19 protein-coding genes and 3 tRNA genes are annotated in these 24,721 nt (G+C 67.9%); 15 read left to right on the forward strand and 7 right to left on the reverse strand.

Going from position 1 to position 24,721, the window contains the following annotated elements:
• Positions 1 to 137: 137 nt before the first annotated feature.
• The 5 genes from ilvC to pbpG all read left to right on the forward strand — a co-directional run bounded on the left by ilvC (position 138) and on the right by pbpG (position 6,768).
• Positions 138 to 1,154, forward strand: a complete 1,017-nt coding sequence (gene ilvC / locus HHL10_RS04460; RefSeq protein ID WP_169159133.1) for a ketol-acid reductoisomerase — start codon at positions 138 to 140, stop codon at positions 1,152 to 1,154.
• A gap of 120 nt (positions 1,155 to 1,274) precedes the next feature.
• Complete coding sequence (locus tag HHL10_RS04465; RefSeq protein WP_510528607.1) at positions 1,275 to 2,108, forward strand: CDP-alcohol phosphatidyltransferase family protein; 834 nt, start codon at positions 1,275 to 1,277, stop codon at positions 2,106 to 2,108.
• 250 nt (positions 2,109 to 2,358) lie between these two features.
• Entirely contained in the window at positions 2,359 to 4,044 is a 1,686-nt protein-coding gene (gene leuA / locus HHL10_RS04470) for a 2-isopropylmalate synthase (RefSeq protein WP_169159323.1), read from the forward strand.
• A 13-nt stretch (positions 4,045 to 4,057) separates the two neighbouring features.
• Positions 4,058 to 5,599: a 2-isopropylmalate synthase gene (locus HHL10_RS04475; RefSeq protein ID WP_169159134.1), complete on the forward strand. Its 1,542-nt coding sequence runs from the start codon at positions 4,058 to 4,060 to the stop codon at positions 5,597 to 5,599.
• 161 nt (positions 5,600 to 5,760) lie between these two features.
• Positions 5,761 to 6,768 (forward strand): D-alanyl-D-alanine endopeptidase, encoded by a 1,008-nt coding sequence (gene pbpG / locus HHL10_RS04480; protein WP_169159135.1) that lies wholly within the window; start codon positions 5,761 to 5,763, stop codon positions 6,766 to 6,768.
• A 116-nt stretch (positions 6,769 to 6,884) separates the two neighbouring features.
• On the opposite strand, the gene HHL10_RS04485 is transcribed toward pbpG, so the two are convergent.
• The 4 genes from HHL10_RS04485 to hpnC all read right to left on the reverse strand — a co-directional run bounded on the left by HHL10_RS04485 (position 6,885) and on the right by hpnC (position 10,783).
• The gene (locus HHL10_RS04485) at positions 6,885 to 7,661 is read right to left on the reverse strand and encodes an IclR family transcriptional regulator (protein WP_169159324.1); all 777 of its coding nucleotides are present in this window, start codon (positions 7,659 to 7,661) and stop codon (positions 6,885 to 6,887) included.
• 118 nt (positions 7,662 to 7,779) lie between these two features.
• Positions 7,780 to 9,087 (reverse strand): hydroxysqualene dehydroxylase HpnE, encoded by a 1,308-nt coding sequence (gene hpnE / locus HHL10_RS04490; RefSeq protein WP_205832907.1) that lies wholly within the window; start codon positions 9,085 to 9,087, stop codon positions 7,780 to 7,782.
• Positions 9,087 to 9,935 (reverse strand): presqualene diphosphate synthase HpnD, encoded by an 849-nt coding sequence (hpnD, locus tag HHL10_RS04495; RefSeq protein WP_169159136.1) that lies wholly within the window; start codon positions 9,933 to 9,935, stop codon positions 9,087 to 9,089. The genes hpnE and hpnD overlap by 1 nt, the downstream gene beginning before the upstream one ends.
• Positions 9,932 to 10,783 (reverse strand): squalene synthase HpnC, encoded by an 852-nt coding sequence (gene hpnC / locus HHL10_RS04500; RefSeq protein ID WP_310734522.1) that lies wholly within the window; start codon positions 10,781 to 10,783, stop codon positions 9,932 to 9,934. The genes hpnD and hpnC overlap by 4 nt, the downstream gene beginning before the upstream one ends.
• 515 nt (positions 10,784 to 11,298) lie before the next feature.
• Here hpnC and HHL10_RS04505 point away from each other — a divergent pair.
• The 7 genes from HHL10_RS04505 (at position 11,299) to HHL10_RS04535 (ending at position 17,654) form a co-directional block, all read left to right on the forward strand.
• Positions 11,299 to 11,385 (forward strand) — tRNA-Leu (locus tag HHL10_RS04505).
• A 26-nt stretch (positions 11,386 to 11,411) separates the two neighbouring features.
• The gene (gene tig, locus HHL10_RS04510; protein WP_169159138.1) at positions 11,412 to 12,719 is read left to right on the forward strand and encodes a trigger factor; all 1,308 of its coding nucleotides are present in this window, start codon (positions 11,412 to 11,414) and stop codon (positions 12,717 to 12,719) included.
• A gap of 105 nt (positions 12,720 to 12,824) precedes the next feature.
• On the forward strand, positions 12,825 to 13,433 hold the full coding sequence (gene clpP / locus HHL10_RS04515) for an ATP-dependent Clp endopeptidase proteolytic subunit ClpP (protein ID WP_169159139.1): 609 nt from the start codon (positions 12,825 to 12,827) through the stop codon (positions 13,431 to 13,433).
• A gap of 158 nt (positions 13,434 to 13,591) precedes the next feature.
• Positions 13,592 to 14,854 carry an ATP-dependent Clp protease ATP-binding subunit ClpX gene (gene clpX, locus HHL10_RS04520; RefSeq protein WP_169159140.1) on the forward strand — a complete coding sequence of 421 codons (1,263 nt, stop codon included), beginning with the start codon at positions 13,592 to 13,594 and terminating at the stop codon, positions 14,852 to 14,854.
• Between the two features lie 103 nt (positions 14,855 to 14,957).
• Entirely contained in the window at positions 14,958 to 17,387 is a 2,430-nt protein-coding gene (gene lon, locus HHL10_RS04525; RefSeq protein WP_169159141.1) for an endopeptidase La, read from the forward strand.
• Between the two features lie 77 nt (positions 17,388 to 17,464).
• Positions 17,465 to 17,540 (forward strand) — tRNA-Gly (locus HHL10_RS04530).
• A gap of 40 nt (positions 17,541 to 17,580) precedes the next feature.
• Positions 17,581 to 17,654 (forward strand) — tRNA-Cys (locus tag HHL10_RS04535).
• Positions 17,655 to 17,771: 117 nt separating this feature from the next.
• Here the strand turns inward: HHL10_RS04535 and HHL10_RS04540 are convergent.
• The 3 genes from HHL10_RS04540 to HHL10_RS04550 are packed head-to-tail and all read right to left on the reverse strand — an operon-like array spanning position 17,772 to position 20,514.
• Positions 17,772 to 18,908 carry a radical SAM protein gene (locus HHL10_RS04540; RefSeq protein WP_169159142.1) on the reverse strand — a complete coding sequence of 379 codons (1,137 nt, stop codon included), beginning with the start codon at positions 18,906 to 18,908 and terminating at the stop codon, positions 17,772 to 17,774.
• Positions 18,908 to 19,819, reverse strand: coding sequence for a glycosyltransferase family 2 protein (locus HHL10_RS04545; RefSeq protein ID WP_169159143.1), 912 nt, complete (start codon positions 19,817 to 19,819; stop codon positions 18,908 to 18,910). The genes HHL10_RS04540 and HHL10_RS04545 overlap by 1 nt, the downstream gene beginning before the upstream one ends.
• On the reverse strand, positions 19,816 to 20,514 hold the full coding sequence (locus tag HHL10_RS04550; protein ID WP_169159144.1) for a PIG-L family deacetylase: 699 nt from the start codon (positions 20,512 to 20,514) through the stop codon (positions 19,816 to 19,818). The genes HHL10_RS04545 and HHL10_RS04550 overlap by 4 nt, the downstream gene beginning before the upstream one ends.
• 164 nt (positions 20,515 to 20,678) lie before the next feature.
• On the opposite strand from HHL10_RS04550, the gene HHL10_RS04555 reads away from it, so the two are divergent.
• From HHL10_RS04555 to HHL10_RS04565, 3 genes are all read left to right on the forward strand, one after another.
• Positions 20,679 to 21,842, forward strand: a complete 1,164-nt coding sequence (locus HHL10_RS04555) for an ABC transporter substrate-binding protein (protein WP_169159145.1) — start codon at positions 20,679 to 20,681, stop codon at positions 21,840 to 21,842.
• Between the two features lie 97 nt (positions 21,843 to 21,939).
• On the forward strand, positions 21,940 to 23,334 hold the full coding sequence (locus HHL10_RS04560) for an efflux transporter outer membrane subunit (protein WP_310734523.1): 1,395 nt from the start codon (positions 21,940 to 21,942) through the stop codon (positions 23,332 to 23,334).
• Between the two features lie 69 nt (positions 23,335 to 23,403).
• Positions 23,404 to 24,717, forward strand: coding sequence for an efflux RND transporter periplasmic adaptor subunit (locus tag HHL10_RS04565; RefSeq protein WP_169159146.1), 1,314 nt, complete (start codon positions 23,404 to 23,406; stop codon positions 24,715 to 24,717).
• Positions 24,718 to 24,721: the final 4 nt, after the last annotated feature.

Raw genomic sequence — 24,721 nt, forward strand, 5'->3', positions numbered from 1 at the left:
CAGAGCCTTTTCCCCTGTGAAGCGTGAAGAGTGAAGGGTGAGCGGAGCCGCCGCGCTTCGCACCTTGCTGTTCCAGCGTCCGCACGCTTCACGTCTCACCCTTCACGCCTTCGAGAACCCCACCTAGGAAGCACCACATGAACGTCTACTACGACAAGGACGCGGACCTGAGCCTGATCAAGGGCAAGAACGTCACCATCATCGGCTACGGCTCGCAGGGCCATGCCCACGCGCTGAACCTCAACGACAGCGGCGTGCGCGTCACGGTGGGTCTGCGCCGCGGCGGCGCGTCCTGGGTCAAGGCCGAGAAGGCCGGCCTGAAGGTGGCCGAGATCGCCGACGCGGTCAAGGAAGCCGACGTGGTCATGATCCTGCTGCCCGACGAGCAGATCGCCGGCGTCTACAACGCCGAGGTGGCCCCGAACCTCAAGCCCGGCGCCTCGCTGGCCTTCGCCCACGGCTTCAACGTCCACTACGGCCAGGTCGTGCCGCGCGAGGACGTGGACGTGTGGATGGTGGCTCCGAAGGCCCCCGGCCACACCGTGCGCCACACCTACACCCAGGGCGGCGGCGTGCCGCACCTGATCGCCGTGTACCAGGACAAGACCGGCCGCGCGCGCGACCTGGCCCTGTCCTACGCCGCGGCCAACGGCGGCGGCAAGGCCGGCATCATCCAGACCAACTTCCGCGAAGAGACCGAGACCGACCTGTTCGGCGAGCAGGCCGTGCTGTGCGGCGGCACCGTGGAGCTGATCAAGGCCGGCTTCGAGACGCTGGTGGAAGCCGGCTACGCGCCCGAGATGGCCTACTTCGAGTGCCTGCACGAGCTCAAGCTGATCGTGGACCTGATCTACGAAGGCGGCATCGGCAACATGAACTACTCGATCTCCAACAACGCCGAGTACGGCGAGTACGTCACCGGCCCGCGCGTGGTGACCGAGGAGACCAAGAACGCCATGCGCCAGTGCCTCAAGGACATCCAGACCGGCGAGTACGCCAAGAGCTTCATCCTGGAGAACAAGGCCGGCGCCCCGACCCTGATCTCGCGCCGCCGCCTGACCGCCGAGCACCCGATCGAGCAGGTCGGCGAGAAGCTGCGCGCCATGATGCCCTGGATCAAGGCCAACAAGATGGTGGACAAGAGCCGCAACTGATCGCGGTCCTCATTCCACGATATGAAAGCCGCCTTCGGGCGGCTTTTTTCGTTCAGGTATCCTCCCGCGCATGAAAAATCGATCCCCCAAGCGTGGCCCGGGCGGCCGCGCCGCCGCCGCATGAGCGACGCGTTGCCCGATCGCGAGATGGAGGACGCGGAAGTGCACGAGCCGCCGCGCCCGCGCCGCAAAGGCATCTACATCCTGCCCAACCTGTTCACGCTGGCGGCACTGTTTGGCGGTTTCTACGCCGTGGTGATGGCCATGGGAGGCCGCTTCGAGCAGGCGGCCATCGGCATCTTCTGCGCCGCGGTGCTCGACAGCCTGGACGGCCGCGTGGCGCGCATGACCAACACGCAGAGCGCCTTCGGCGAGCAGATGGACAGCCTCTCCGACATGGTCAGCTTCGGCGCCGCGCCGGCGCTCATCGTGTACGAGTGGGCGCTCAAGGGCTTGGGCAAGCTGGGCTGGATCGCCGCCTTCGTCTACTGCTCCGGTGCGGCGCTGCGCCTGGCGCGCTTCAACACCAACATCGGCGTGGTGGACAAGCGCTTCTTCCAGGGCCTGCCCAGTCCGGCCGCGGCGGCGCTGATCATCGGCTTCATCTGGGTCATGGACTCGGCCGGCTGGCGCGACGCCTGGAGCGTGCAGTGGCTGCGCTGGACCGCCTTCGCGCTGACGCTGTACGCGGGGCTGACCATGGTCACCAACGTGCCCTTCTACAGCTTCAAGGACGTGAGCTTCAAACGCACGGTGCCCTTCATCGTCATCGTCGCCATCGCGTTGGGCATCGCGGTGATCAACATCCACCCGCCGATGGTGCTGTTCGCGCTGTTCGTGGTGTACGGCTTCTCGGGTTACGCGGTGTACGTCTACAAGCGCAGCAAGGGCAAGCCGGTGAGCGTGATCGCCACCTCCACCGACGAGCCGGACGAAGCCGGGTTGCACCGCTAGCCGCCGTCGCGTGTCCTGCACGTTATGGGCGCGATAGACAACCCCATTCGGGGTGCCCCCGAAGGGGCGTGCTATATTGGTTCGATGTCGTCCCGCCGCGCTTTTTCGCTACTGCTTCTAGGAGTGCCGCGGGCGCGCTGATCGACTTCGTCCCTACCTACGGATCAACGGCCCGCCAGCGTCTCGCAGCGGGCCGTTTGCATTTTTCCGTGGCTGCGAGTCTTCGTTTTCCCAGGAGATCCCGATGCCGATGTTGTCTGACCCCGCCCGGAAATACCGTGCCTTCGCACCCGTGCGGCTGGCCGACCGCACCTGGCCGGACGCGGTACTCACCCGCGCGCCGGTGTGGTGCAGCGTGGACCTGCGCGACGGCAACCAGGCGCTGATCGAGCCCATGGACCCGGCGCGCAAGCTGCGCCTGTTCAGCGCGCTGGTGGACATCGGCTTCAAGGAGATCGAGGTGGGCTTTCCCTCGGCTTCGCAGGCGGACTTCGACTTCGTGCGCCAGCTCATCGCGCAGGAGCTCATTCCGGAGGACGTCACGATCCAGGTGCTCACGCCGGCGCGCGAGCCGCTGATCCGCCGCACCTTCGAGGCCCTGGCCGGTGCACCGCGCGCCATCGTGCACTTCTACAACGCCACTGCGCCGCTGATGCGCCGCGTGGTGCTGGGGCTGGATGAGGACGGCATCGTGGAACTGGCCGCCAGCCACGCGCGGCTCGTGCGCGAGCTGGCCGAGGCGCGGCCCGAGACGGCCTGGACCTTCCAGTACTCGCCCGAGATGTTCTCCGGCACCGAACTGGAGTTCTGCAAGCGCGTGGTCGATGCCGTCACCGCCGAGTGGGGGCCAACGCCGCAGCGCAGGTGCATCATCAACCTGCCCTCCACCGTCGAGCACTCCACGCCCAACGTCTTCGCCGACATGGTGGAGTGGATGCACCGGCACTTGGCGCGACGCGATGCCATCGTGCTGTCGGTGCACCCGCACAACGACCGCGGTACCGGCACCGCGGCGGCGGAGCTGGCCCTCATGGCCGGCGCCGACCGGCTAGAAGGCTGCCTTTTCGGCAACGGCGAGCGCACGGGCAATCTGGATCTCGTCAACGTCGCGCTCAACCTGTACACGCAGGGCGTGGCGCCGCAGCTGGACTTCTCGGACATCGACGACATCCGCCGCACGGTCGAACACTGCAACCAGCTGCCGATACCCGCGCGCCATCCCTACGTGGGCGACTTGGTCTACACCTCCTTTTCCGGCTCGCACCAGGACGCGATCAAGAAGGCCTTCGCCGCGCGCCAGGAAGGGGACCTGTGGGACATGCCCTACCTGCCGATTGACCCGCAGGACCTGGGCCGCAGCTACGAGGCGGTGATCCGCGTCAACAGCCAGTCGGGCAAGGGCGGCATCGCCTACCTGCTGGAGAAGGAATATGGCCTGGTGCTGCCGCGCAGGCTGCAGATGGAGTTCAGCCGCCGCGTGCAGCAGGTGATGGACCTTGAAGGCCGTGAGCTCAGCGCCGCTGACCTGTGGTCGCTGTTCGACCGCGAGTACCGCCTGGAGCGCGTGGCGCTGGGCGCCGTGCGGCTGGAGGAGGCGGGTGAGGGCCGGATGCACGTGCAGGCCCAGGCCGCGCTCGAAGGCCGGGCGCTGCTGCTGCATGGCGAGGGCAACGGCCCGGTGGACGCCTTCGTGACTGCGCTGCGCGCCCACACCGGCGCGGACCTGCAGGTGCTGGACTACCACGAGCATGCGCTGGGCGCCGGCGCACAGGCGCGCGCGGCCGCCTACATCGAGCTGCGCGCGGGCACGCAGGTGTTCTTCGGCGCGGGTATCGACGCCAACATCGTCAACGCCTCGCTCAAGGCGCTGCTGTCGGGGCTGGCGCGCGCCGGTGTCGTGGCAGACGCCGGAGCGGTGCAGGAACAGGCTGCCTGAAGGAGGCACGGACATGAGCGACAAGCTGATCATTTTTGACACCACGTTGCGCGACGGCGAGCAGTCGCCCGGCGCCTCCATGACCCGTGACGAGAAGCTGCGCATCGCACGCCAGCTCGAGCGCCTGCGCGTGGACGTGATCGAGGCCGGCTTCGCCGCCGCCAGCCCGGGGGACTTCGAGGCCGTGCGCACCATCGCTTCGCACATCCGTGAGGCCACGGTGTGCTCGCTGGCGCGTGCCAACGACCGCGACATCTCCCGTGCCGCCGAGGCGTTGAAGGAGGCGCCGCGCTCGCGCATCCACACCTTCATTGCCACCAGCGAACTCCACATGGAGAAGAAGCTGCGCATGACGCGCGAGCAGGTGCTGGAGCAGGCGCGGCTGGCGGTGCGCTTTGCGCGTAACCTGTGTCCGGACATCGAGTTCTCGCCCGAGGACGGCTACCGCTCCGACCCGGACTTCCTGTGCCGCGTGCTGGAAGCGGTGATCGAGGAGGGCGCCACCACGATCAACGTGCCGGACACGGTGGGCTACGCCATTCCCGAGCTCTACGGCGATTTCATCCGCACGCTGCGCGAGCGGATGCCGAATTCGGACAAGGCGGTGTGGTCGGTGCACTGCCACAACGACCTGGGCATGGCGGTGGCGAACTCGCTGGCCGGCGTGAAGATCGGCGGCGCGCGTCAAGTGGAGTGCACCATCAACGGCCTGGGCGAGCGCGCGGGCAACACCTCGCTGGAAGAAGTGGTCATGGCCGTGAAGACGCGGCGCGACTACTTCGGCCTGGACGTGGGCATCGACACCTCTCAGATCGTGCCGGCCTCGCGCCTGGTGGCGCAGACCACCGGCTTCGTGGTGCAGCCCAACAAGGCGGTGGTGGGGGCCAATGCCTTCGCGCATGCCAGCGGCATCCACCAGGACGGCGTGCTCAAGGCGCGCGACACCTACGAAATCATGCGCGCCGAGGATGTGGGCTGGAGCGCCAACAAGATCGTGTTGGGCAAGCTCTCAGGCCGCAACGCCTTCCGCCAGCGGTTGCAGGAACTGGGCGTGGAGTTGGAGTCGGAATCCGAGCTCAATGCCGCCTTCGCACGTTTCAAGGACTTGGCGGACCGCAAGAGCGAGATCTTCGACGAGGACATCATCGCGCTGCTGGGCGACGAGAGCGTTACCAGCGAGCATGAGCATTACCGGCTGCTTTCGTTGGCTCAGCGCTCCGAAACTGGCGAGCGGCCCTGCGCTCGTGTGGTGTTCGCCGCCGGAGAGCAGGAGCACCATGCGGAGAGCGAAGGCAATGGACCGGTGGATGCCAGCCTCAAAGCCATTGAGTCGAAAGTAAGAAGTGGTGCCGAACTGTTGCTGTATTCGGTCAATGCCATCACCTCAGGCAGCACAGAATCGCAGGGAGAGGTGACGGTGCGGCTGCAACTCGGTGGCCGGGTGGTCAACGGGGTCGGGGCGGACCCCGACATCGTCATCGCCTCGGCCAAGGCCTATCTGTCGGCTCTGAACAAGCTGCACAGTCAGGCGGAGCGCGTAGCAGCACAGGGTTAGCGTGGGGGCGGCTGGCCTGCAGAGACCGAAGCATGTGCATGTTCAACTTGAGGAAGTTGCTCTAAGTTTTTGATATTGCATATGTTTTTTCCATCTCGTAAACTCTGCGGCCTCCGCAGTCCGGAAGCATTACCGTGCGTCGCCTTAACAATCTTCGCCTGATGAGTTGGTCGCTGGCCTTGCTGGCCAGTGCAACTTTGTCACTGCCTCATGACGCTGAAGCCGCTGGGCGAAAACCGGTGCGCAAGGCGGCGGCCCGCGTGGAGGCGAAGCTGGAGAAGTCCAAGACGGCGCGTGCGGTGCGGACGGTAGTCGCCCGTCGCAGCGTGATCGAGGCTGAGGTCGCACCGGCACGCCAGTCTTTCGGGCAGATTTATGGGCTGCACAGCACCAGCGATCCGCTGGAGCTGAAATCCAGCGTCGCGCTGGTGATGGATCAGGACACCAATGAGGTCTTGTTCAGCAAGAACCCGCAAGCTGTGCTGCCCATTGCCTCCATCACCAAGTTGATGACGGCGTTGATCGTGACGGAGGCCCAGCAGTCGCTGGATGAGGTCCTGACCATCACGCAGGACGATGTTGACACCGAAAAGAACAGCAGCTCGCGTCTGGCCGTAGGTACCCGGTTGCCGCGGGGCGAGATGCTGCATTTGGCACTGATGGCCTCCGAGAACCGTGCCGCCAATGCGCTCGGACGGCACTACCCCGGTGGGTTGGAAGCCTTTGTGGCGGCCATGAACCGCAAGGCCCGCGAGCTGGGTATGGACGACACCCACTACGCTGAGCCGACCGGGCTGTCCAGCCGCAATCAGTCCAGCGCCCGGGATCTGGCCGTGCTGGTCAAGGCCGCGCACGGTCACCAAATCCTGCGTGAATTCTCAACCTCGCCCGAACATGCAGTGGCGGTCGGCAGCCGCCAGATTCAGTTCCACAACACCAACGGGTTGGTGCGTAGCGGCAGCTGGGACATCGGCCTGCAGAAGACGGGTTACATCTCTGAGGCCGGCCGCTGCCTCGTGATGCAGGCTGATCTGGCCGGCCGCAAGCTCATCATGGTGCTGCTGGATTCCGCGGGCAAATATTCCCGGATCGGCGATGCCGAGCGCCTGCGCAAATGGTTGATGCAGGGCGCTGACGGCATCAAGGCCGTGGTGCCGACCGGCGGCTGACGAGCACAGCGAGCCGGTTTCCGGCCGCGAGCCGTTCTGTTTCCTGGCAAAAGGCCTGTCTAGATGGACAGGCCTTTTTCATTTCCAGCGGTGCTGCGGACCGGCGCGGTGGCGGCTCAGCTCTGTCTGGACTGCTGGCCCAGCGCGCGGGAAATCTCGGCGGCGGTGGACTTGATACGCTCGATCCAACCTTCTTCCAGCCGATCGGAGGGTGCTGACAGCGACAGTCCCGCCACGAGCTGGTTCTGATCGTCGTAGATACCGGCAGCCATGCAGCGCACCCCCAGCTCCAGTTCTTCATCATCGCGCGCCACGCCTTGCTGGCGCACGTTGGCAAGTTCGCGCTCCAGGCGTGTCAGCTCCGTGATGCTGTTGCGCGTATGACCCGCCAGGCCCGTACGTGCCGCATAGGCCCGCACACGCTGAGGCTCATCGTGAGCCAGGAACAGCTTGCCGACGGAGGTCAGGTGCAGCGGTGCCCGTCCGCCTACGGCACGCACCACCTGCATGCCGGATCTCTCGCTGTAGGTGCGCTCGATATAGACAATTTCGTCGCCCTGGCGTACTGACAGATTGACCGTCTGGTGCGTGAGCCGATGCAACTCGCGCATCGGACCCAGCGCCGCATCCCTGACGTCCAGCCGTGCTTTGACCAAGTTGCCCAGTTCCAGCAAGCGCATGCCCAGCCGGTAACTGCCCGCCTCGGGCCGGTCCACGAAGCGTCCAGCCGCAAGGTCATTGAGGATACGGTGCGCCGTGGACGGATGCAGTCCGGTGCGCTCGCTGATTTCCTTGAGCGAAACCGGGTCGCGATGCGCCGCCAGTACATCCAGCAGGGCAAAACTGCGCTCCAGGACCTGGATGGTGGGCGTCTGGACTTCCTTCTTCTGCATGGCGCCGATTGTGCTTGGGATGGCGATATTTTGCATCGCGAAAATTCACTTTGCTGCCTGATATGGCAGCCCAGGGCTTTCCCGGGTGTGCAGCCGGTCACGCCTGGGTCTTGGCGTGTCAATGTGCGCCGTCGAGGGCTTGAGCAGCAGTGACGCCGGCCCGTACCGCGCCTTCCAGCGTGGCCGGATAGGGACCCTCCACATAGTCGCCGGCAGCCCAAAGCCCGGGTGCGATACGGGCCGGTGGGCGTTGCAGCAGGGGCGTGCATGCAAAGGTAGCGCGCCGTTCGGCCACGATCCGCTTCACGCGGGGTGGTTCGTGCCAAGTCCCGGCCGGGAAGTCACGTTGCAATTGGGCGCGCACGGCTTCACCTGTTGCCGGAAGCCCACGCTCGGTCCAGGGAGCTGCCCCACTGATGACGGCGGCAAAACAGCCCGGCATACCGCTCAGCGCGCCGTGATCGAACAGAAACTGTGCTGGAGCACTGGCCGATTCGTGCAGCTGCACCATGGGCAGGGCCAGCCGGCTGCCCCGACTTTCCAAGTACACGGTGACGATGGGCTCATAGCGCAATGCCGCCGTGCGTGTCGCCCAGTCCGGTGCCAGCGGCTGCGCCAGTCGTGCGGCCTCGGCTGCGCTGGCCGCCAGCACCAGCGCATCGAAGCGCTGGCCCTGCACATGCCAGGCATCCGCTTCGCGTGCGAGGCTCTGCACGCGGGTGGCGACATGCAGTGTGGCGCCCCGGCGGCGCAGCCAGTGGCCAGCTGGGTCCGGCAGCAGCGCGGACAGCGGGCGCCGCGGCAGCAGCAGGTCGGCCGCACCCTGCCCACCGAAGAGCGCATCCCGCAACACGCGCAGGAACACCGCGGCACTGGCACGCTCGGCCGGCGTATTGAGCGCGGCCACGCACAGCGGATCGATCAGGTCAGTCCGTACCCGCCGCGGCAGCCCGGCACAGAGTTGGGCCACGCTCCAGGACGGCGAACAGCGGAAGCGCAGGGCCATCCAGCGCAGCGACGTGGCCAGCAGCCGTAGCCGCTCTCCGGCGCTCCAGCCTTGGCGGCGCAGCACGGCCCAGCCGAACGTCGCCAGCGGCGGGCCTGGTGGCAAGCGCAGGCCGCGGCCATCCGGGGTCACCAACGCCAGCGGCAGGCGCTGCAGCACTTGCTCGGGCTCCACACCCACGCAGCGCATGAGCGAAAGCGTCTGCCGGTAGGCGCCGATGAGGATGTGCTGGCCGTTGTCGAGCACGCCATCGGGCAGGGCGCGGGCCCGACCGCCCAGTCGTGGCGCCATCTCGAACAGCGTGACGCGATGCCCAAGCGTCACTGCCTCGACGGCCGCTGCGATGCCGGCCCAGCCCCCACCGATGACGCCCACATCCAGCGGCCGCACTGCGGTGTGAGGCCGAGATGCTGCGGCCATCAGCGCGCCTGCCAGTTGGTGCGCATGGCGATCCAGACTTTGCGCAAGGGTGTGAGCGAGATGCGCTGGTGCAGCACCTGGAAGTCCGCAGCTTCGATCTCACGCAGCAGCGTGCGGTAGATGTGGGCCATCATCAGCCCGGGCCGCTGCGCCCGTCGGTCTTCGCCGGGCAGCAGGGCCAGGGCCTCGTCATAAAGCCTGTGCGCGCGCTCGGCCTGGAAGCGCATGAGCGCCGTGAAGCGGTCGCTGTAGCCCCATGGCGCCTCGCGCTTGAGAAGCTCGTGGGCCTTCACATCGAAGCGCTGCAGCTCGTTCACGGGCAAGTAGATGCGGCCACGCCGCGCGTCCTCGCCCACGTCGCGGATGATGTTGGTGAGCTGCATCGCCAGCCCGAGGCGGTGGGCGTACTGCAGCGTCTGCGGCTGCGTGCGGCCGAAGATGTTGGCAGCTACTTCGCCGACGATGCCTGCCACCAGGTGGCAATAGCGCTGCAGCGACGGAAAATCGAGGTAGCGCGTCTGCTGCAGGTCCATCTCGCAGCCCTCGATGACGGCATGAAGTTGCTGCGCTTCGATGCCGTAATCCGGCGCGTGCGGCATGAGTGCGCGCATCACCGGGTGGGACGGCTTGCCGGCGAAGGAGGACTTCACCTCCTGGTGCCACCAAGCCAGCTTGGTGGCAGCCACGCCGGGGTCGTGCGCCTCGTCCACCACGTCGTCCACCTCACGGCAAAAGGCATAGAAGGCCGTGATGGCCTTGCGCCGCGCCGGCGGCAGGAAACGGAAGGCGTAATAGAAAGACGAGCCGCTGGCTGCCGCCTTGTCATGCACGTACTGCTGCGGCGTCATGCTCGGCTCCCGGCCGAGCCGAAGGCGTGCATGCCCAGGGCGCGCCACAGCAGGCGCGGCGCATCGAAAGCCTCCAGCTTGGGGCGGCGGGCGAGGGTGGCGTGATTCATCCGTTCGATTTTCTCAAGGATGCGCAGCCCACCCTGCACCACCAGCCGCAACTCCCAGCCCGCACGCCCCGGCAGGCGGTGCACCAGCGGCGCGCCCGACAGCATCAACGTCCGGGCCCAGCCGCAGAGCTCGCGCACCAGAGCCTGCGTGGCGGCCGTGTCGCGTTGGGCCTGCAGCAGTTCCAGCGTCAAGCCATGGCGCGCCGCGTCGGCCAGCGGCACGTAGTGCCGGCCGCGCGGCAGGTCCACGCTCAGGTCCTGCCAGAAATTGATCAGTTGCAGCGCGCTGCAGATGGCATCGGACTGCGCCAGCGCCGCGCGGTCCTGTACGCCGTAGAGATGAAGCAGCAGCCGCCCGATCGGATTGGCCGAGTGGCGACAGTAGTCCAGTAGCGTGGCGCGGTCCGGATAGCGGGGATTGCCCGTGTCCTGTTCGAAGGCGGTGAGCAGGTCGCGCAGCGGTTGTGCGGGCAGCGAGAAGTGCCGCATCTGCTTGGCCAGCGACTCGAAGACATTGCGCCAGCGCGCATCGTTTGGCGCTTCGCCAGCGGCGCAGCGCTCCAGCTCGGTGCGGTAGGCGGCCAAGTCTGCCAAGCGTCGAGCGGGTGACGCGTCGCCCTCGTCGGCCAGGTCGTCGGCAGTGCGCGCGAAGATGTAGATGGCGATCACAGCCGGGCGCAGCGCCGGCGGACACAGCACGGAGGCGACAGGAAAATTCTCGTAGTGGTCGATGCTCACGGCCGCGATTGTCCATGCCGAGTTCTTTGCGCCCGGCAGGCGGTTTGTGGATGCAGAACCGGTGTCGCTGCATCTGTACCGGTTGGCCGATACGCAGATCGACCGGCACGTGAACGTCAGAAAAGACTTCAACCCCTTCGGACCGAAATGGGACGCGTCTGGCGAGGACCTGTGCGGCAAGCGCAGACGGGGTAGCACGGCCACCCTCTGCTCCCCCGGGTGGCGGGCGGGGTGGATTCCCCATCCAACCAAGCGCAGTTGCCCCGGCTGCCCTACGCGACTGCGCGCCCTCGGGCTATCGGTTGCGAGGCCGGCTTCGGCTTGAGGCATAGGGCATTCGTCGGGTCCGCTAGAATCGCGGGTTCGATCCGAACGCCTTTGCTGTGCTTGAGCCGAATGCGGTGAAAGCCGCACGTTCGGTTCTTAGGGAGGACGGGTCAGCAATGGCCTGTCTTTACCCTCCCCGAATCACTGCGCAATGCCGGCCTCGCTCGGGCGGCACTGCTGGGACAACGGCGCGGGTGGCGAAATTGGTAGACGCACCAGGTTTAGGTCCTGACGCCAGCGATGGCGTGCCGGTTCGAGTCCGGCCCCGCGCACCACACAAGCAACGAAAGAGCACGAGATCATGACCGTCCAAGTGGAAACCCTCGACAAGCTGGAGCGCCGCATCACGCTGACGCTGCCCGCGGACGCCATCAACAACGAGGTGCAGTCGCGCTTGAAGAAGCTCTCGCGCACCGTCAAGGCCGACGGCTTCCGCCCGGGCAAGGTGCCGCTGAGCGTGGTGGCCCAGCGCTACGGTTTCTCGGTGCAGTACGAGGTCATGAACGACAAGGTTGGCGAGGCTTTCGCCAACGCCGCCACCGAGGCCAAGCTGCGCGTGGCCGGGGCCCCGAAGATCACGCAGAAAGAAGAAGCGGGCGAGGGCCAGCTGGCCTTCGACGCCACCTTCGAGGTCTACCCGGAGGTGAAGATCGGTGACCTGTCGGCCGCCGAGGTCGAACGCGTCTCCACCGAGGTCAGCGACGCCGCTATCGACAAGACCATCGACATCCTGCGCAAGCAGCGCCGTAGCTTCTCCGAGCGTGCCGCTGAGGAGGGCGCTGCCGAGAGCGACCGCGTCACCATCGACTTCGAAGGCAAGATCGACGGCGAGCCTTTTGCCGGCGGCAAGGCTGAAGGCTTCCAGTTCATCATCGGCGAAGGCCAGATGCTGGAGCAGTTCGACAAGGCGGTGCGCGGCATGAAGACCGGCGAGAGCAAGACCTTCCCGTTGCAGTTCCCCGAGGACTACCACGGCAAGGACGTCGCGGGCAAGGAAGCCGACTTCCTGGTCACGATGAAGAAGATCGAGCAGCAGCACCTGCCCGAGGTGAACGAGGAGTTCGCCAAGTCGCTGGGTATTGCTGAAGGCACGGTCGAGGCGCTGCGTGCCGACGTGAAGAAGAACCTGGAGCGCGAAGTGAAGTTCCGCGTCCAGGCCAAGAACAAGGCGGCCGTAATGGACGCCTTGGTGGCTGCCGCCGAACTGGACCTGCCCAAGGCCCTGGTGGAAAGTGAGATCGAGCGCATGACGCAAAGCGCCCGCGCCGACCTCAAGCAGCGCGGCATCAAGGATGCCGACAAGGCACCGATCCCGGCCGAGATCTTCCAGCCGCAAGCCGAGAAGCGCGTGCGCCTGGGTTTGGTCGTAGCGGAGCTGGTGCGTGCGAACAATCTGCAAGCCAAGCCCGAGCAGCTGCAGGCGCACATCGAGGAGATGGCGCAGAGCTACGAGAACCCGGCTGAGGTGGTGCGGTGGTATCTCAGCGACCGCCAGCGCATGGCCGAGGTGGAGGCGGTGGTGATCGAGAACAACGTCACCGACTTCGTGCTGGGCCAGGCCAAGGTCACCGACAAGCAGCTGCCCTTCGAGGAGCTGATGGCTGGTTAAGCCTCGCCTTCTAGCGGGTCGCAGGGCGCCGTGCCGCAAGGCCGGCGCCCTTGTTTTCTTCACGACATAATCGTCGCGGAACCTCCCCCTGCAAGGACAATCCTCATGAGTGCGTTGGATACGAACAACCTGGGCATGGTGCCCATCGTCATTGAGCAATCGGGCCGCGGCGAGCGTGCCTACGACATCTACAGCCGGCTGCTGCGCGAGCGGGTGATCTTCCTGGTGGGGCCGGTCAACGACCAGACGGCCAACTTGGTGGTGGCGCAGCTGTTGTTCCTGGAGAGTGAGAACCCGGACAAGGACATCTCGCTTTACATCAACTCGCCGGGCGGCAGTGTGAGCGCGGGCATGTCGATCTACGACACGATGCAGTTCATCAAGCCTGACGTGTCCACGCTTTGTATGGGTATTGCGGCCAGCATGGGCGCCTTCCTGCTGGCGGCGGGTGCCCAGGGCAAGCGCTTCTCCCTGCCCAATTCGAAGGTCATGATCCACCAGCCGTTGGGCGGCGCGCAGGGTCAGGCTACCGACATAGAAATTCACGCACGCGAGATCCTCAAGACCCGCGAGCAGCTCAACCGCATCCTGGCTGAACGTACCGGGCAGCCGCTGGAGAAGATCCAGGCCGACACCGAGCGTGACTACTTCATGTCTGCGGCTGAGGCCAAGGGTTATGGCCTGATCGACCAGGTCATTGACCGCCGGCCCTGAAGACATGCCCCGGACGCCGCCGCCAGAGCGCGGACCGGCGGGCAGCGTGGCTTCTTAAGCACCTTGGGCGACGGGGCTCTCCGGACTCGGAGAGCCCCGTTTCCCATTGCACTATCATTGTCCCGACCCCTTAACGCGCATTTGCGACCCTAAATTCCATGGCCGACAAAAAAGGCGCTTCGAGCGAGAAGGTGCTGTATTGCTCGTTCTGCGGCAAGAGCCAGCACGAGGTAAAGAAGCTCATCGCCGGCCCCTCGGTGTTCATCTGTGATGAATGCATCGAGCTGTGCAACGACATCATCCGTGACGAGGTGCCGCCTGAAGGCACTGCCAAGTCCGCCAAGTCCGACCTGCCCACCCCGGGCGAGATCAAAGCCAGCCTCGACCAGTACGTGATTGGTCAAGAAGTGGCCAAGCGCACGCTGGCCGTGGCGGTTTACAACCACTACAAGCGGCTCAAGCACATGGGTGGTGGCAAGGAGGAGGTGGAGCTCAGCAAGAGCAACATCCTACTCATCGGCCCCACCGGCTCGGGCAAGACGCTGCTGGCACAGACGCTGGCGCGGCTGCTCAACGTGCCCTTCGTCATCGCCGACGCCACTACGCTGACCGAGGCGGGCTACGTGGGCGAGGATGTCGAAAACATCATCCAGAAGCTGCTGCAGAACTGTAATTACGACGTGGAGCGCGCCCAGCGCGGCATCGTCTACATCGACGAGATCGACAAGATCAGCCGCAAGGCGGACAACCCCAGCATCACGCGTGATGTCTCGGGCGAGGGCGTGCAGCAGGCTCTGCTGAAGCTGGTGGAAGGCACCATGGCCAGCGTGCCGCCGCAGGGTGGGCGCAAGCATCCGAACCAGGATTTCCTGCAGATCGATACCACCAACATCCTGTTTATCTGCGGCGGTGCCTTCGACGGGCTGGAAAAGGTAATCCAGAACCGCACCGAGAAATCGGGAATTGGTTTTGCCGCCACCGTACACAGCAAGAGCGAGAAGCGGGTGTCGGACCTGTTCCGCGAGGCGGAGCCGGAAGATCTGATCAAGTTCGGCCTCATTCCCGAGTTGGTGGGCCGCCTGCCGGTGGTTGCCACCCTGGGCGAACTGACCGAGGACGCGCTGGTGCAGATCCTTACCGAGCCCAAGAACGCGCTGGTCAAGCAGTACCAGCGGCTGTTCGGCATGGACAGTGTGGAACTGGAGATCCGGCCTTCGGCACTGTCGGCCATTGCCCGCAAGGCGCTGGCGCGCAAGACCGGTGCCCGCGGCCTGCGCTCGATCATGGAGCACGCGCTCATCGACACGATGTTCGACCTGCCTACTCTCGACGGCGTGGCCAAGGTGGTGGTCGACGAACACAACATCGAGGAGGGGGCCAAGCCGCTGCTCGTTTACCGCGAGCAGAAGGCCAGTGCCTGAGGCGGTGCCTCTCCCGCGCATCCCTTCCCCGACACGGCGGCGGCCGTTCCCGCTTGCAAATCAGTGCTCGGGCCTCATGTGGGCCTGAGAAAGAGAGGAACCCATGTCAGGACATCCTGTATTGCCCGCCGAATCGACCACGCTGCCGCTGCTGCCGCTGCGCGACGTGGTGGTGTTTCCCCACATGGTGATCCCGCTGTTCGTGGGGCGGCCCAAGTCGATCAAGGCGCTGGAAGCGGCCATGGAGGCCGGGCGCCAGATCATGCTGGTGGCGCAGAAAGCTGCCGGCAAGGACGAGCCGAAGGCGGACGACATGTTCGAGATCGGCTGCGTCTCCAGCATCCTGCAGATGCTCAAGCTGCCCGACGGCACGGTGAAGGTGCTGGTGGAGGGCACGCAGCGCGCGCGCACCACCCAGATCACCGACAACGGCGAGCATTTCGTGGCCGAGGTGCGCCCGATCCCGCCTGAAGCCGACACCAAGCCCGAGGTCGAGGCGCTGCGCCGGGCCGTGACGCAGCAGTTCGACCAGTACGTCAAGCTCAACAAGAAGATTCCGCCGGAGATCCTCACCTCCATCGCCGGCATCGACGACGCCGGCCGCCTGGCCGACACCATCGCCGCGCACTTGCCGCTCAAGCTCGAAGCCAAGCAGTCGGTGCTGGACCTGCATGAGGTGGACAAGCGGCTGGAGAAGCTGCTGGAGCTGCTGGAGCACGAGGTCGACATCCTGCAGGTGGAAAAGCGCATCCGCGGCCGCGTCAAGCGCCAGATGGAGAAGAGCCAGCGCGAGTACTACCTGAACGAGCAGGTCAAGGCGATCCAGAAGGAGCTCGGCGACGGCGAGGAAGGTGCCGACCTCGAGGAGCTGGAAAAGAAGATCGTCGCGGCCAAGATGCCCAAGGAGGCACGCAAGAAGGCCGACAGCGAGCTCAAGAAGCTCAAGCTGATGTCGCCCATGTCGGCCGAGGCCACCGTGGTGCGCAACTACATCGACACGCTGATCAACCTGCCCTGGTCCAAGAAGACCAAGATCAAGCATGACCTGGCGCACGCCGAGGAAGTGCTCAACGAGGACCACTACGGCCTGGAGAAGGTCAAGGACCGTATCCTGGAATACCTCGCGGTGCAGCAGCGCGTGGACAAGGTCAAGGCGCCGATCCTTTGCCTGGTCGGCCCCCCGGGCGTGGGCAAGACCTCGCTGGGCCAGAGCGTGGCCCGGGCCACGGGCCGCAAGTTCGTGCGCATGGCGCTGGGCGGCGTACGTGACGAGGCCGAGATCCGTGGCCACCGCCGCACCTACATCGGCTCCATGCCGGGCAAGGTGCTGCAGAGCCTGACCAAGGTCGGCACGCGCAATCCGCTGTTCCTGCTCGACGAGATCGACAAGCTGGGCATGGACTTCCGGGGCGACCCGTCGTCGGCACTGCTGGAGGTGCTTGACCCCGAGCAGAACCACACCTTCGGCGACCACTACGTCGAGGTCGATTTCGACCTCTCGGATGTGATGTTCGTGGCGACCTCCAACTCCATGAACATCCCGCCGGCGCTGCTGGACCGCATGGAGGTGATCCGCCTGTCCGGCTACACCGAGGACGAGAAGCTCAACATCGCCCAGCGCTACCTGCTGCCCAAGCAGCAGAAGAACAACGGCGTGCGCGACGACGAGATGGACGTCACGGAAAGCGCGCTGCGCGGGATCATTCGCTACTACACGCGTGAAGCCGGTGTGCGTTCGCTGGAGCGGGAGATCTCCAAGATCTGCCGCAAGGTGGTCAAGGGCCTGCAGCTCAAGACCTACGAAGGCAAGGTGGTCGTGACCGAGGAGAACCTCCACGACTTCCTGGGCGTGCGCAAGTTCGACTTCGGCCGTGCCGAGAAGAAAAACCAGGTCGGCCAGGTGGTCGGTCTGGCCTGGACGGAGGTGGGCGGCGACCTGCTGACCATCGAGGCGGTGGTGATGCCCGGCAAGGGCAACATCATCCGCACCGGCCAGCTCGGCGACGTGATGAAGGAGTCGGTCGAGGCGGCACGCTCGGTGGTGCGCTCGCGGGCGCGGCGCCTGGGCATCAAGGACGAGATGTTCGAGAAGCGCGACATCCACATCCACGTGCCCGACGGCGCCACGCCCAAGGACGGTCCCAGCGCGGGCATTGCCATGACCACCGCCTTCGTTTCCTCGCTCACCGGCATCCCGGTGCGCGCGGACGTGGCGATGACGGGCGAGATCACGCTGCGCGGCGAGGTCACGGCCATCGGCGGCCTCAAGGAGAAGCTGCTGGCCGCTCACCGCGGCGGCATCAAGACCGTGATGATCCCCGAGGAAAACGTCAAGGACCTGCAGGACATCCCCGAGAACGTCAAGAACCAGCTCGAAATCGTCCCCGTGCGCTGGATCGACCGCGTGCTCGAAGTGGCCCTGGAGGCGGCGCCCGAAGCACTGCCCGAGGAAGAGCTGCCCGCCAAGGCGGAAGCCGCCGCGGCCAAGCCCGAACCCGCAGCCGCGACCACCGGCGACGCGATCAAGCACTGAAAAAAGGCTTGCGCGAATCAAAAAAAGCGGTGTATACTGCGAGTCTTCGCTGAGCAGCAATGCAAAGCGAAGACCACGCGGGAATAGCTCAGTTGGTAGAGCGCAACCTTGCCAAGGTTGAGGTCGCGAGTTCGAGCCTCGTTTCCCGCTCCATCTCCCGAAGGGAAGCCCAGGCTTCCCTTTTTCATGCAGCGGCGCGGTAGCAAAGCGGTTATGCAGCGGATTGCAAATCCGTCCAGGGCGGTTCGACTCCGCCCCGCGCCTCCAAAGAACTCTAAAGAAATCAAGTACTTAGCGGCCCCAGGTGGGCCGCTTTTTTTTGCGCCACACGGATGGCTATGTGATCGTGTAGCGCCCGGCAGGGCGCAGCGCCAGCCACTCCCGTCAGAACATGCCCCGGTACAGCGCGCAGGAGCGGCACAGGCTTGGCGGCTGATCGGCCACCAGCGCGGCGCGCAGCTGCACGGCCTGCTCGCCGTGCCAACGTCCCTGCAGCCCCTGCGGGTCCGTGAATACGTCGCCGAAAGTGGCACGGTCCGCACTGGCGGCCATGCAGCAGGGCAGCATCTGGCCGGCCGCGGTGATGTAGAGCTGCTCCCAGGGCCAGTCGCAGCGCGGCCCGTTCGATGAGCGCGTGGTGCGCGCTCTCAGTCGCGGCAAGTGCAGCCGGATGCCCAGCGCCGATGCCAGCGTCCGTGATTCCGCGAACAGCGCCTCCAGTGCTGGCAGCTCAGTTTCCGGAATCTCGTGCTCGTTCACGTAGCTGCGAATCGGGATGTAGCGCGCCGGCAGTTCCGGCTGCTGCAGGTCGCTCGACAGCCGCTGCACCAGCAGCTCCGCCACCCCATGCGCGTGCAGCAAACGCAGCAGCGCCGGCAGCTCCGGGGCGTTGTGGCGCATCAGCACCATCACGCCGCGCACCTCCAGCGTGCTGCCCGCCTCTTGGCGCGCCTGCATCAGGCGGCCCAGGTTGCGTACCACCTTGGCGAAGGACGCCTTGCGCCGGATCGACTCGTAGGTCGCGGCAGTGGCGCCGTCCAACGACACCGACAAGGCGCTCAGGCCACTGTCCACGCAGCGCGCCGCGCGCTTGGGCGTCAGCAGGGTGAGGTTGGTGTTGGCCGAGACGCGGATGCCGCGCGCCGCCGCCAGCTCCACCATCTCGAAGAACTGCGGATGCAGCATCGGCTCGCCCAGCCCCTGCAGGTGCAGTTCTTCCAGCCCGGGCATCTGGTCCAGCAGCTCGACGAAGCGCTCCAGCGGCAACTCCGCCACCGTGTCGCCGCGCTCATTGACCGTGCACATGCGGCAGGCCAGGTTGCAGCGGCCCACCGGCTCGATCTGCGCGAAACGCGGCAGCGGCGGGTGCAGCTCCACGGACGCCGTTCCCGACCCGGCAGCTGCCGCGGGCGGCTGCGGGACGGCTGTGCCAAGGGCCTGGGCGCCGGCCGGCGCGAGTGAGGGCTCGGCGGTGGGCTGCGCGATGTCCAGCGCTGCCATGTCGTGTGCCGGGGCCGCCATCAGCGCTGCACTCCGGGCGTGACGTGGACGCGGCGCCGCGCCGGCGGCGGCCCGCCATGCACCTGCACGATCAGCTCCACCACCGGCGGCGGCAGCACCCGCCGCCGCGCCAGCACCCAGGGCAGGCCGGCCAATGCCGCGCGCAGCGCCGCCCCGGCCACGCCCTGCGCCACGCCGTCGCGCCACACCTTGCGCGTCTCGTGCCAGGCCAGCGGCCACGGCAGCCGCAGCCACGCCAGCCACAACCGGTTGCGCGTCGTGACCAGTGCCCGTGCGCGGCGATCGCGCGCCGGGGAAGGGTGGTGGTGCGTGCACACCGACGCCACATAGGCCATGTCCCAGCCCGCGGCCATGAGGTCCTGGCCCAGCAGGACCTCCTCGGCGCCCAGGAAGAAGCGCGGCTCGTAGCTGCCGGCCTCCCGGAAGGCCTGCACCCGCATCACCACCGCGCCGGCCATGAAGCTCACCAGCCGCGGCCCGGGCAGCCCGCGCGAGTCCAGCGGGCTGGCGGCCATGCATTCGCAGGCCGGATCGACGCGGTTCTCCGGCCCCACCAGCACCCGCGCGTTCAGCACCGCCAGGCGCGGATGGGCGTCCAGCACCGCCGCGGCCCGCGAGAGCGAGCCGGGCTCCCACCAAGTGTCGTCGTCACAGAAAGCGACATAGGGCGTGCGCACCCGCGCCACGCCCAGGTTGCGCCCGGCCGCGCCCAGGTTGCGCGGGCACTGCACCAGCGTGACGCCCTCGAAGCGCCGCACCACCTCGGCCGCGGCCGGCGCGCTGCCGTTGTTGACCACGATCAGCGCTGGCCGCTCCGGCAGCGCCTGCAGCCGCTGCAGCGTGCGCTCCAGCTCCTGCGGGCGCTCGTGCGTGAGCACCACCACGCTCACGCGCGGGTCTTGGGCATTCATCGGTCGTCCTCCTGCTGGGGCGCGGAGGCCGCGTCGGGCCGGGCGTCGAAACGCCAGCGCCGCTCCGGCCGCGCCGTGTCGTCATGGCCGCCGGGGCCGAAGGCCCGCAGCTGGCTGGCATAGCACTGCACCGCGCGCGCCTTGAGCGCCTCGGCGCGCGGGGTCATCTCTTTGTCCGGTGTGAGGGTGCAACCTTGCCGCAGCAGCTCGGCCAGCCGCTCCTGCAGCAGCCCCGGAATGCCGCGGTAGAGCGCGTCCTCGTACATCAGGGCCGGGCGCGGCCGGCGCCGCCAAGCCGCCATGCAGGCCTCGTGCACCAGCCGGTGGTCGGAATGGAACAGGCCCATAGGGAAGAGCAGCGGGTCTTGTGCCGCGTGCCGCTCCAGCTCGGCCTCCAGCGCCCGCGCCACGGCGTCCACCGTCGGCGTGGCGCCGTACTGGCTGTCGCCGAAGCTCAGCCAGCAGGGCTCGCAGCCCAGCAGCGCCAGCGCGGCGCGATCCTCCTCGCGCCGGGCACGCACCGCTTCGCCAGCACTGGAGAAGCCGCATTGCGCGTCCCAGTCGGTGCGCTGCCCGGGGTCTGGCGGCAGCCCGGCGAAGACGGTGAGCACCCGGGTGCCCGGATGAGATTGCAGCCATTCGCCGCAGCTGAAGACGGCGTCGTCGAGATGGGGTGAGATCAGGAGTGCGGGCATGCGGCGGTGTGTCCTGTGTGCAGTGCAGCAACCGCCACGCCCATGGCCGGGCGCACCGTCCAGTCGTGGGGGGCGGGGCCCTGCGGCGACAATGGCGCTCTAGCCCAAGACCGCCGGGGCGCCTGGCCCAGCACAGGCCGCTTCCCGGGCCCAGGAGACAAGCCATGAAGCATCCGACGCCAAGACTCGTCGTCCTGGCCGCTGCGCTGCTGGCCGCCGCGCTGGCTCAGGCCGACGTCAACATCGGCGTCACGCTGTCGGTCACCGGGCCGGCGGGCACGCTGGGCGTCGCCGAGAAGAACACCATCGCGCTGCTGCCCACGACCATGGCCGGGCAGAAGGTCAATGTCCTGGTGCTCGACGACGCCTCCGACACCGGCACCGCCGTCGCAAACATGCGCCGGCTGGTCAACGAGCACAAGGCGGACGTGATCCTGGGCTCCACCACCTCGCCGGGCTCGCTGGCCATGATCGACGTGGCCGCCGAGTCGCAGACGCCCATGATTTCCCTGGCCGCGAGCTCCCGCATCGTCGAGCCGGTGGACGCCCGGCGGCGCTGGGTGTTCAAGACGCCGCAGAACGACATCGCGATGTCCGTGGCGATTGCCGAGCACATGGCCGCCGCGGGCGTGCAGAACGTGGCTTTCATCGGCTTCGCCGACGCCTACGGCGAGGGCTGGTTCCAGGAGTTCAGCAAGGCCGCCGCGTTCAAGAAGATCAAGGTGGTGGCCAACGAGCGCTACGCCCGCACCGACACCGCCGTCGCCGTCCAGGTGCTCAGGATGCTCGCGGTCAAGCCCGACGCGGTGCTCATCGCCGCCGCCGGCACCCCGGCGCTGCTGCCGCAGAAGGCGCTGCGCGAGCGCGGCTACACCGGCCGCTTCTACCAGACGCACGGCGTGGCCAACGCCGACTTCCTGCGCGTGGGCGGCCGCGACGTGGAAGGGACGTACCTGCCCGCCGGCCCGGTGCTGGTGGCCGACCAGCTCCCAGCCACGCACCCGGTGAAGAAGAGCGCCCAGGCTTACGTCGCCGCCTACGAGGCCGCCTACGGCAAGGGCAGCGTCTCGGCCTTCGGCGCACATGCCTGGGACGCCGGACTGCTGGTGGCCGCGGCCGTGCCGGTGGCCTTGAAAAAGGCGCAGCCCGGCAGCGCCGAGTTCCGCGCCGCGCTGCGCGACGCGCTGGAGAACGTGCGCGACCTGCCCGGCGCGCACGGCATCTTCAACATGACGCCCGGCGACCACCTCGGCCTGGACCAGCGCGCGCGCGTGATGGTGCGCATCGAGAACGGGGCGTGGAAATACCAGCCTGCGGCGCAGCCCTGAGCCGTCCCCGCACTGTCCCCACGCTTTACGCGGCAGCAAAGGAGCCGCATCGGCCGCGTCACATCCGGCTGGCAGACTCCAGCATGTGAAGCAATCAGTGACATCCCTCCGTCCCCTGCGCCAGGCCGTGGCGCTGGCGGCGGTGGCGCTGCTGGCGGGCTGCGCGAGCGTGCGCCCCTCGGCCGAGGCCGCCGCGCCGCTGGCCACCGTCGCGCAACCCGCCGAAGCCACGGCCGCCGACCGCGCCGCGGCGGCCTGGTGGGCCCAGTTCGGCGATCCGCTGCTGCCCGGCCTGGTCGAGGAGGCGCTGCGCGCCAATCCTCAAGTCACCTCGGCCCAGGCGGCGCTGCGCCAGGCGCGCGCGCTGCGCGACCTGGCGGCCTCGGGGCTCTATCCCAACGTCGGCGCCTCGGCCTCGGCCGGCCGCAACCGCGCGCGCAACGTCAGCAGCAACCAGTTCCAGGCCGGCTTCGACGCGGCCTGGGAGCCCGACCTGTTCGGCCGCACCCGCGCCGGTGTCGAAGCGGCCGAGGCCGACGTGGCGGCCAGCCGCCTGTCGCTGGCCGACGTGCAGGTGTCGCTGGCGGCCGAGGTCGCCGTGGACCTGATCACGCTGCGCGGCCTGCAGGCGCGCCTGGCCCTGGCCCAGGCCAACCTGGCGAGCCAGCAGGAGACTTTTCAGATTGCCCAGTGGCGGCTGCAGGCCGGTCTCGCCACCTCGCTGGAAGCCGAGCAGGCGCGCGCCGCCGCCGAGCAGACGCAGGCGCAGATCCCGGCGCTGCAGCTTTCCATGGCCCAGTTCGCCAGCGCGCTGGCCGTGCTCACCGGCCGCCCGCCGGCCCTTCCGCGGCTGAACCAAGTGGCGCCCATTCCGGTCGCGCCCGAAGGCCTGGCGCAGAGCCTGCCCACCGACACGCTGCGCCAGCGCCCCGACGTGCGCGCGGCCGAGACCCGGGTGCGCGCCGCGCTGGCGCGCGTGACCCAGGCCGACGCCGCCCGCTACCCCACCTTCCGCCTCAGCGGCTCGCTGGGCCTGAGCGCGCTGACGCTGGGCAGCCTCACCGGCCCGGGCACGGTGGTGAGCTCGCTGCTGGCCGGGCTGTCGCTGCCGGTGTTCGACGCCGGTGCCATCGACGCCCAGGTGCGCGCGCAGCAGGCCGCCGCGCAGCAGTCGGCCGCCAGCCTGCAGGCCGTGGCGCTCAATGCGCTCAAGGAAGTGGAGGACGCGCTGGTCGAGCTGCGCAGCAGCCGCGAGCGCCAGGCCACGCTGGGCCGCGCCGCCGAGGCCGCCGCCAATGCCGCGTTGCTGGCCACGCAGCAGTACGGCAGCGGCCTGGTGGACTTCCAGACCGTGCTGCAGACCCAGCGCACCCAGCTTGCCCTGCAGGACAACCTGGCCGCCGCGCAGGCCGACGCCGCCATCGCCCATGTGCGTCTTTACAAGGCGCTGGGCGGCGGCTGGCAGCCGGACGGCGCCCCGGCGGCGCCCTGACTTTTTCGCTGGCCGCGCGATGCTGAAACCCGCGGCCGGCCCCGGATCTCCGAATTGCCCTCCAACGCCATGAAACCCCAAGACAAAGCCCCCGCCCCGGACCTCGAAGCGCTGCTCGGCCCCGGCGCGACGCCGCGGCCCTGGTGGCGGCGCAGTGCCACCTGGATCGCGGCCGGGCTGCTGGCCGCGGCGGTGGCCGGTGGTCTGGTCTGGCAGTCGCGCCAGGCCCAGCAGGCCGCGCCGGTGTTCGTCACCGAGCCGGTGACGCGCGGTGACCTGCAGCTCAGCGTCAGCGCCAACGGCACGCTGCAGCCCACCCGCACCGTCAACATCGGCAGCGAACTTTCCGGCACCGTCGCCCGCGTGCTGGTGGACGTGAACGACCAGGTGAAGAAGGGCCAGGTACTGGTCGAGCTGGACCAGACCCGGCTCAAGGGCCAGCTGGAGCGCTCGCGCGCCACGCTCGCCTCCAACCGCGCCAAGGTCGCGCAGGTCGAGGCCACGCTCAAGGAGGCGCAGGCGCAGCTGTCGCGCTTCGAGGAGGTGGCGCGCCTGTCCGGCGGCAAGGTGCCCTCGGCCACCGAGCTCGACAGCGCCCGCGCCGCGGTGTCGCGCGCGCAGTCGGACCTGGCCGCCGCCCGCGCCTCGGTGACCGACGCGCAGGCGCAGGTGCTCATCGACGAGACCAACCTGGGCAAGACCGCCATCCGCTCGCCCATCGACGGCGTGGTGCTCACGCGCGCGGTGGACCCGGGCAACGCCGTGGCCGCCTCGCTGCAGGCGGTGACCCTCTTTACCCTGGCCGAGGACCTGCGCCGCATGCGGCTGCAGGTCAACGTGGACGAGGCCGACGTGGGCTCGGTGCAGGTGGGGCAGAAGGCGGACTTCAGCGTCAGCGCCTGGCCGCAGCGCCGCTATCCGGCCAGCGTCACGCGCGTGGCCTTCGGCTCGGCCACCACCGACAACGTCGTCACCTACCCGACGCTGCTGGAGGTGGAGAACGAGGACCTGAGCCTGCGCCCGGGCATGACCGCCACCGCCACCATCCACAGCGAGCCGCGCCGCGGCGTGCTGCTGGTGCCGAATCAGGCGCTGCGCTTCACCCCGGCCATGGCCGCCGCGCCGCAGGACGGCGCCGCCCCGGGCGGCGGGGGCGGCGTGGCCTCGGTGCTGATGCCGCGCATGCCGCGCGGCGGGCGCAAGCAGGCCACCGAGTCCGCCGCCGGCGGCGCGACCAAGACGCTGTGGCTGCTGCGCGAGGGCCGCCCCGAGGCCGTGACGGTGACCACCGGCGCCAGCGACGGCCGCCGCACCGAGGTGCGCAGCGAGCAGCTGCAGCCCGGCATGGCGGTGATCGTGGACCAGCGCTCGCAGCCGCGATGACGCA

The organism is Azohydromonas caseinilytica (assembly GCF_012927045.1).
Lineage (GTDB): Bacteria > Pseudomonadota > Gammaproteobacteria > Burkholderiales > Burkholderiaceae_C > Azohydromonas > Azohydromonas caseinilytica.

Excerpts from the sequence above, each read along its gene's own strand:
- HHL10_RS04555 (WP_169159145.1), top strand. The coding sequence starts at position 20,679 with ATGAAGCATCCGACGCCAAGACTCGTCGTCCTGGCCGCTGCGCTGCTG.
- hpnE (WP_205832907.1), bottom strand. The coding sequence starts at position 9,087 with ATGGCCGCAGCATCTCGGCCTCACACCGCAGTGCGGCCGCTGGATGTG.
- hpnD (WP_169159136.1), bottom strand. The coding sequence starts at position 9,935 with ATGACGCCGCAGCAGTACGTGCATGACAAGGCGGCAGCCAGCGGCTCG.
- HHL10_RS04550 (WP_169159144.1), bottom strand. The coding sequence starts at position 20,514 with ATGCCCGCACTCCTGATCTCACCCCATCTCGACGACGCCGTCTTCAGC.
- HHL10_RS04540 (WP_169159142.1), bottom strand. The coding sequence starts at position 18,908 with ATGGCGGCCCCGGCACACGACATGGCAGCGCTGGACATCGCGCAGCCC.
- tig (WP_169159138.1), top strand. The coding sequence starts at position 11,412 with ATGACCGTCCAAGTGGAAACCCTCGACAAGCTGGAGCGCCGCATCACG.
- HHL10_RS04485 (WP_169159324.1), bottom strand. The coding sequence starts at position 7,661 with ATGCAGAAGAAGGAAGTCCAGACGCCCACCATCCAGGTCCTGGAGCGC.
- ilvC (WP_169159133.1), top strand. The coding sequence starts at position 138 with ATGAACGTCTACTACGACAAGGACGCGGACCTGAGCCTGATCAAGGGC.
- clpP (WP_169159139.1), top strand. The coding sequence starts at position 12,825 with ATGAGTGCGTTGGATACGAACAACCTGGGCATGGTGCCCATCGTCATT.
- HHL10_RS04465 (WP_510528607.1), top strand. The coding sequence starts at position 1,275 with ATGAGCGACGCGTTGCCCGATCGCGAGATGGAGGACGCGGAAGTGCAC.
- HHL10_RS04475 (WP_169159134.1), top strand. The coding sequence starts at position 4,058 with ATGAGCGACAAGCTGATCATTTTTGACACCACGTTGCGCGACGGCGAG.
- HHL10_RS04565 (WP_169159146.1), top strand. The coding sequence starts at position 23,404 with ATGAAACCCCAAGACAAAGCCCCCGCCCCGGACCTCGAAGCGCTGCTC.
- lon (WP_169159141.1), top strand. The coding sequence starts at position 14,958 with ATGTCAGGACATCCTGTATTGCCCGCCGAATCGACCACGCTGCCGCTG.
- clpX (WP_169159140.1), top strand. The coding sequence starts at position 13,592 with ATGGCCGACAAAAAAGGCGCTTCGAGCGAGAAGGTGCTGTATTGCTCG.
- pbpG (WP_169159135.1), top strand. The coding sequence starts at position 5,761 with ATGAGTTGGTCGCTGGCCTTGCTGGCCAGTGCAACTTTGTCACTGCCT.
- leuA (WP_169159323.1), top strand. The coding sequence starts at position 2,359 with ATGTTGTCTGACCCCGCCCGGAAATACCGTGCCTTCGCACCCGTGCGG.
- HHL10_RS04545 (WP_169159143.1), bottom strand. The coding sequence starts at position 19,819 with ATGAATGCCCAAGACCCGCGCGTGAGCGTGGTGGTGCTCACGCACGAG.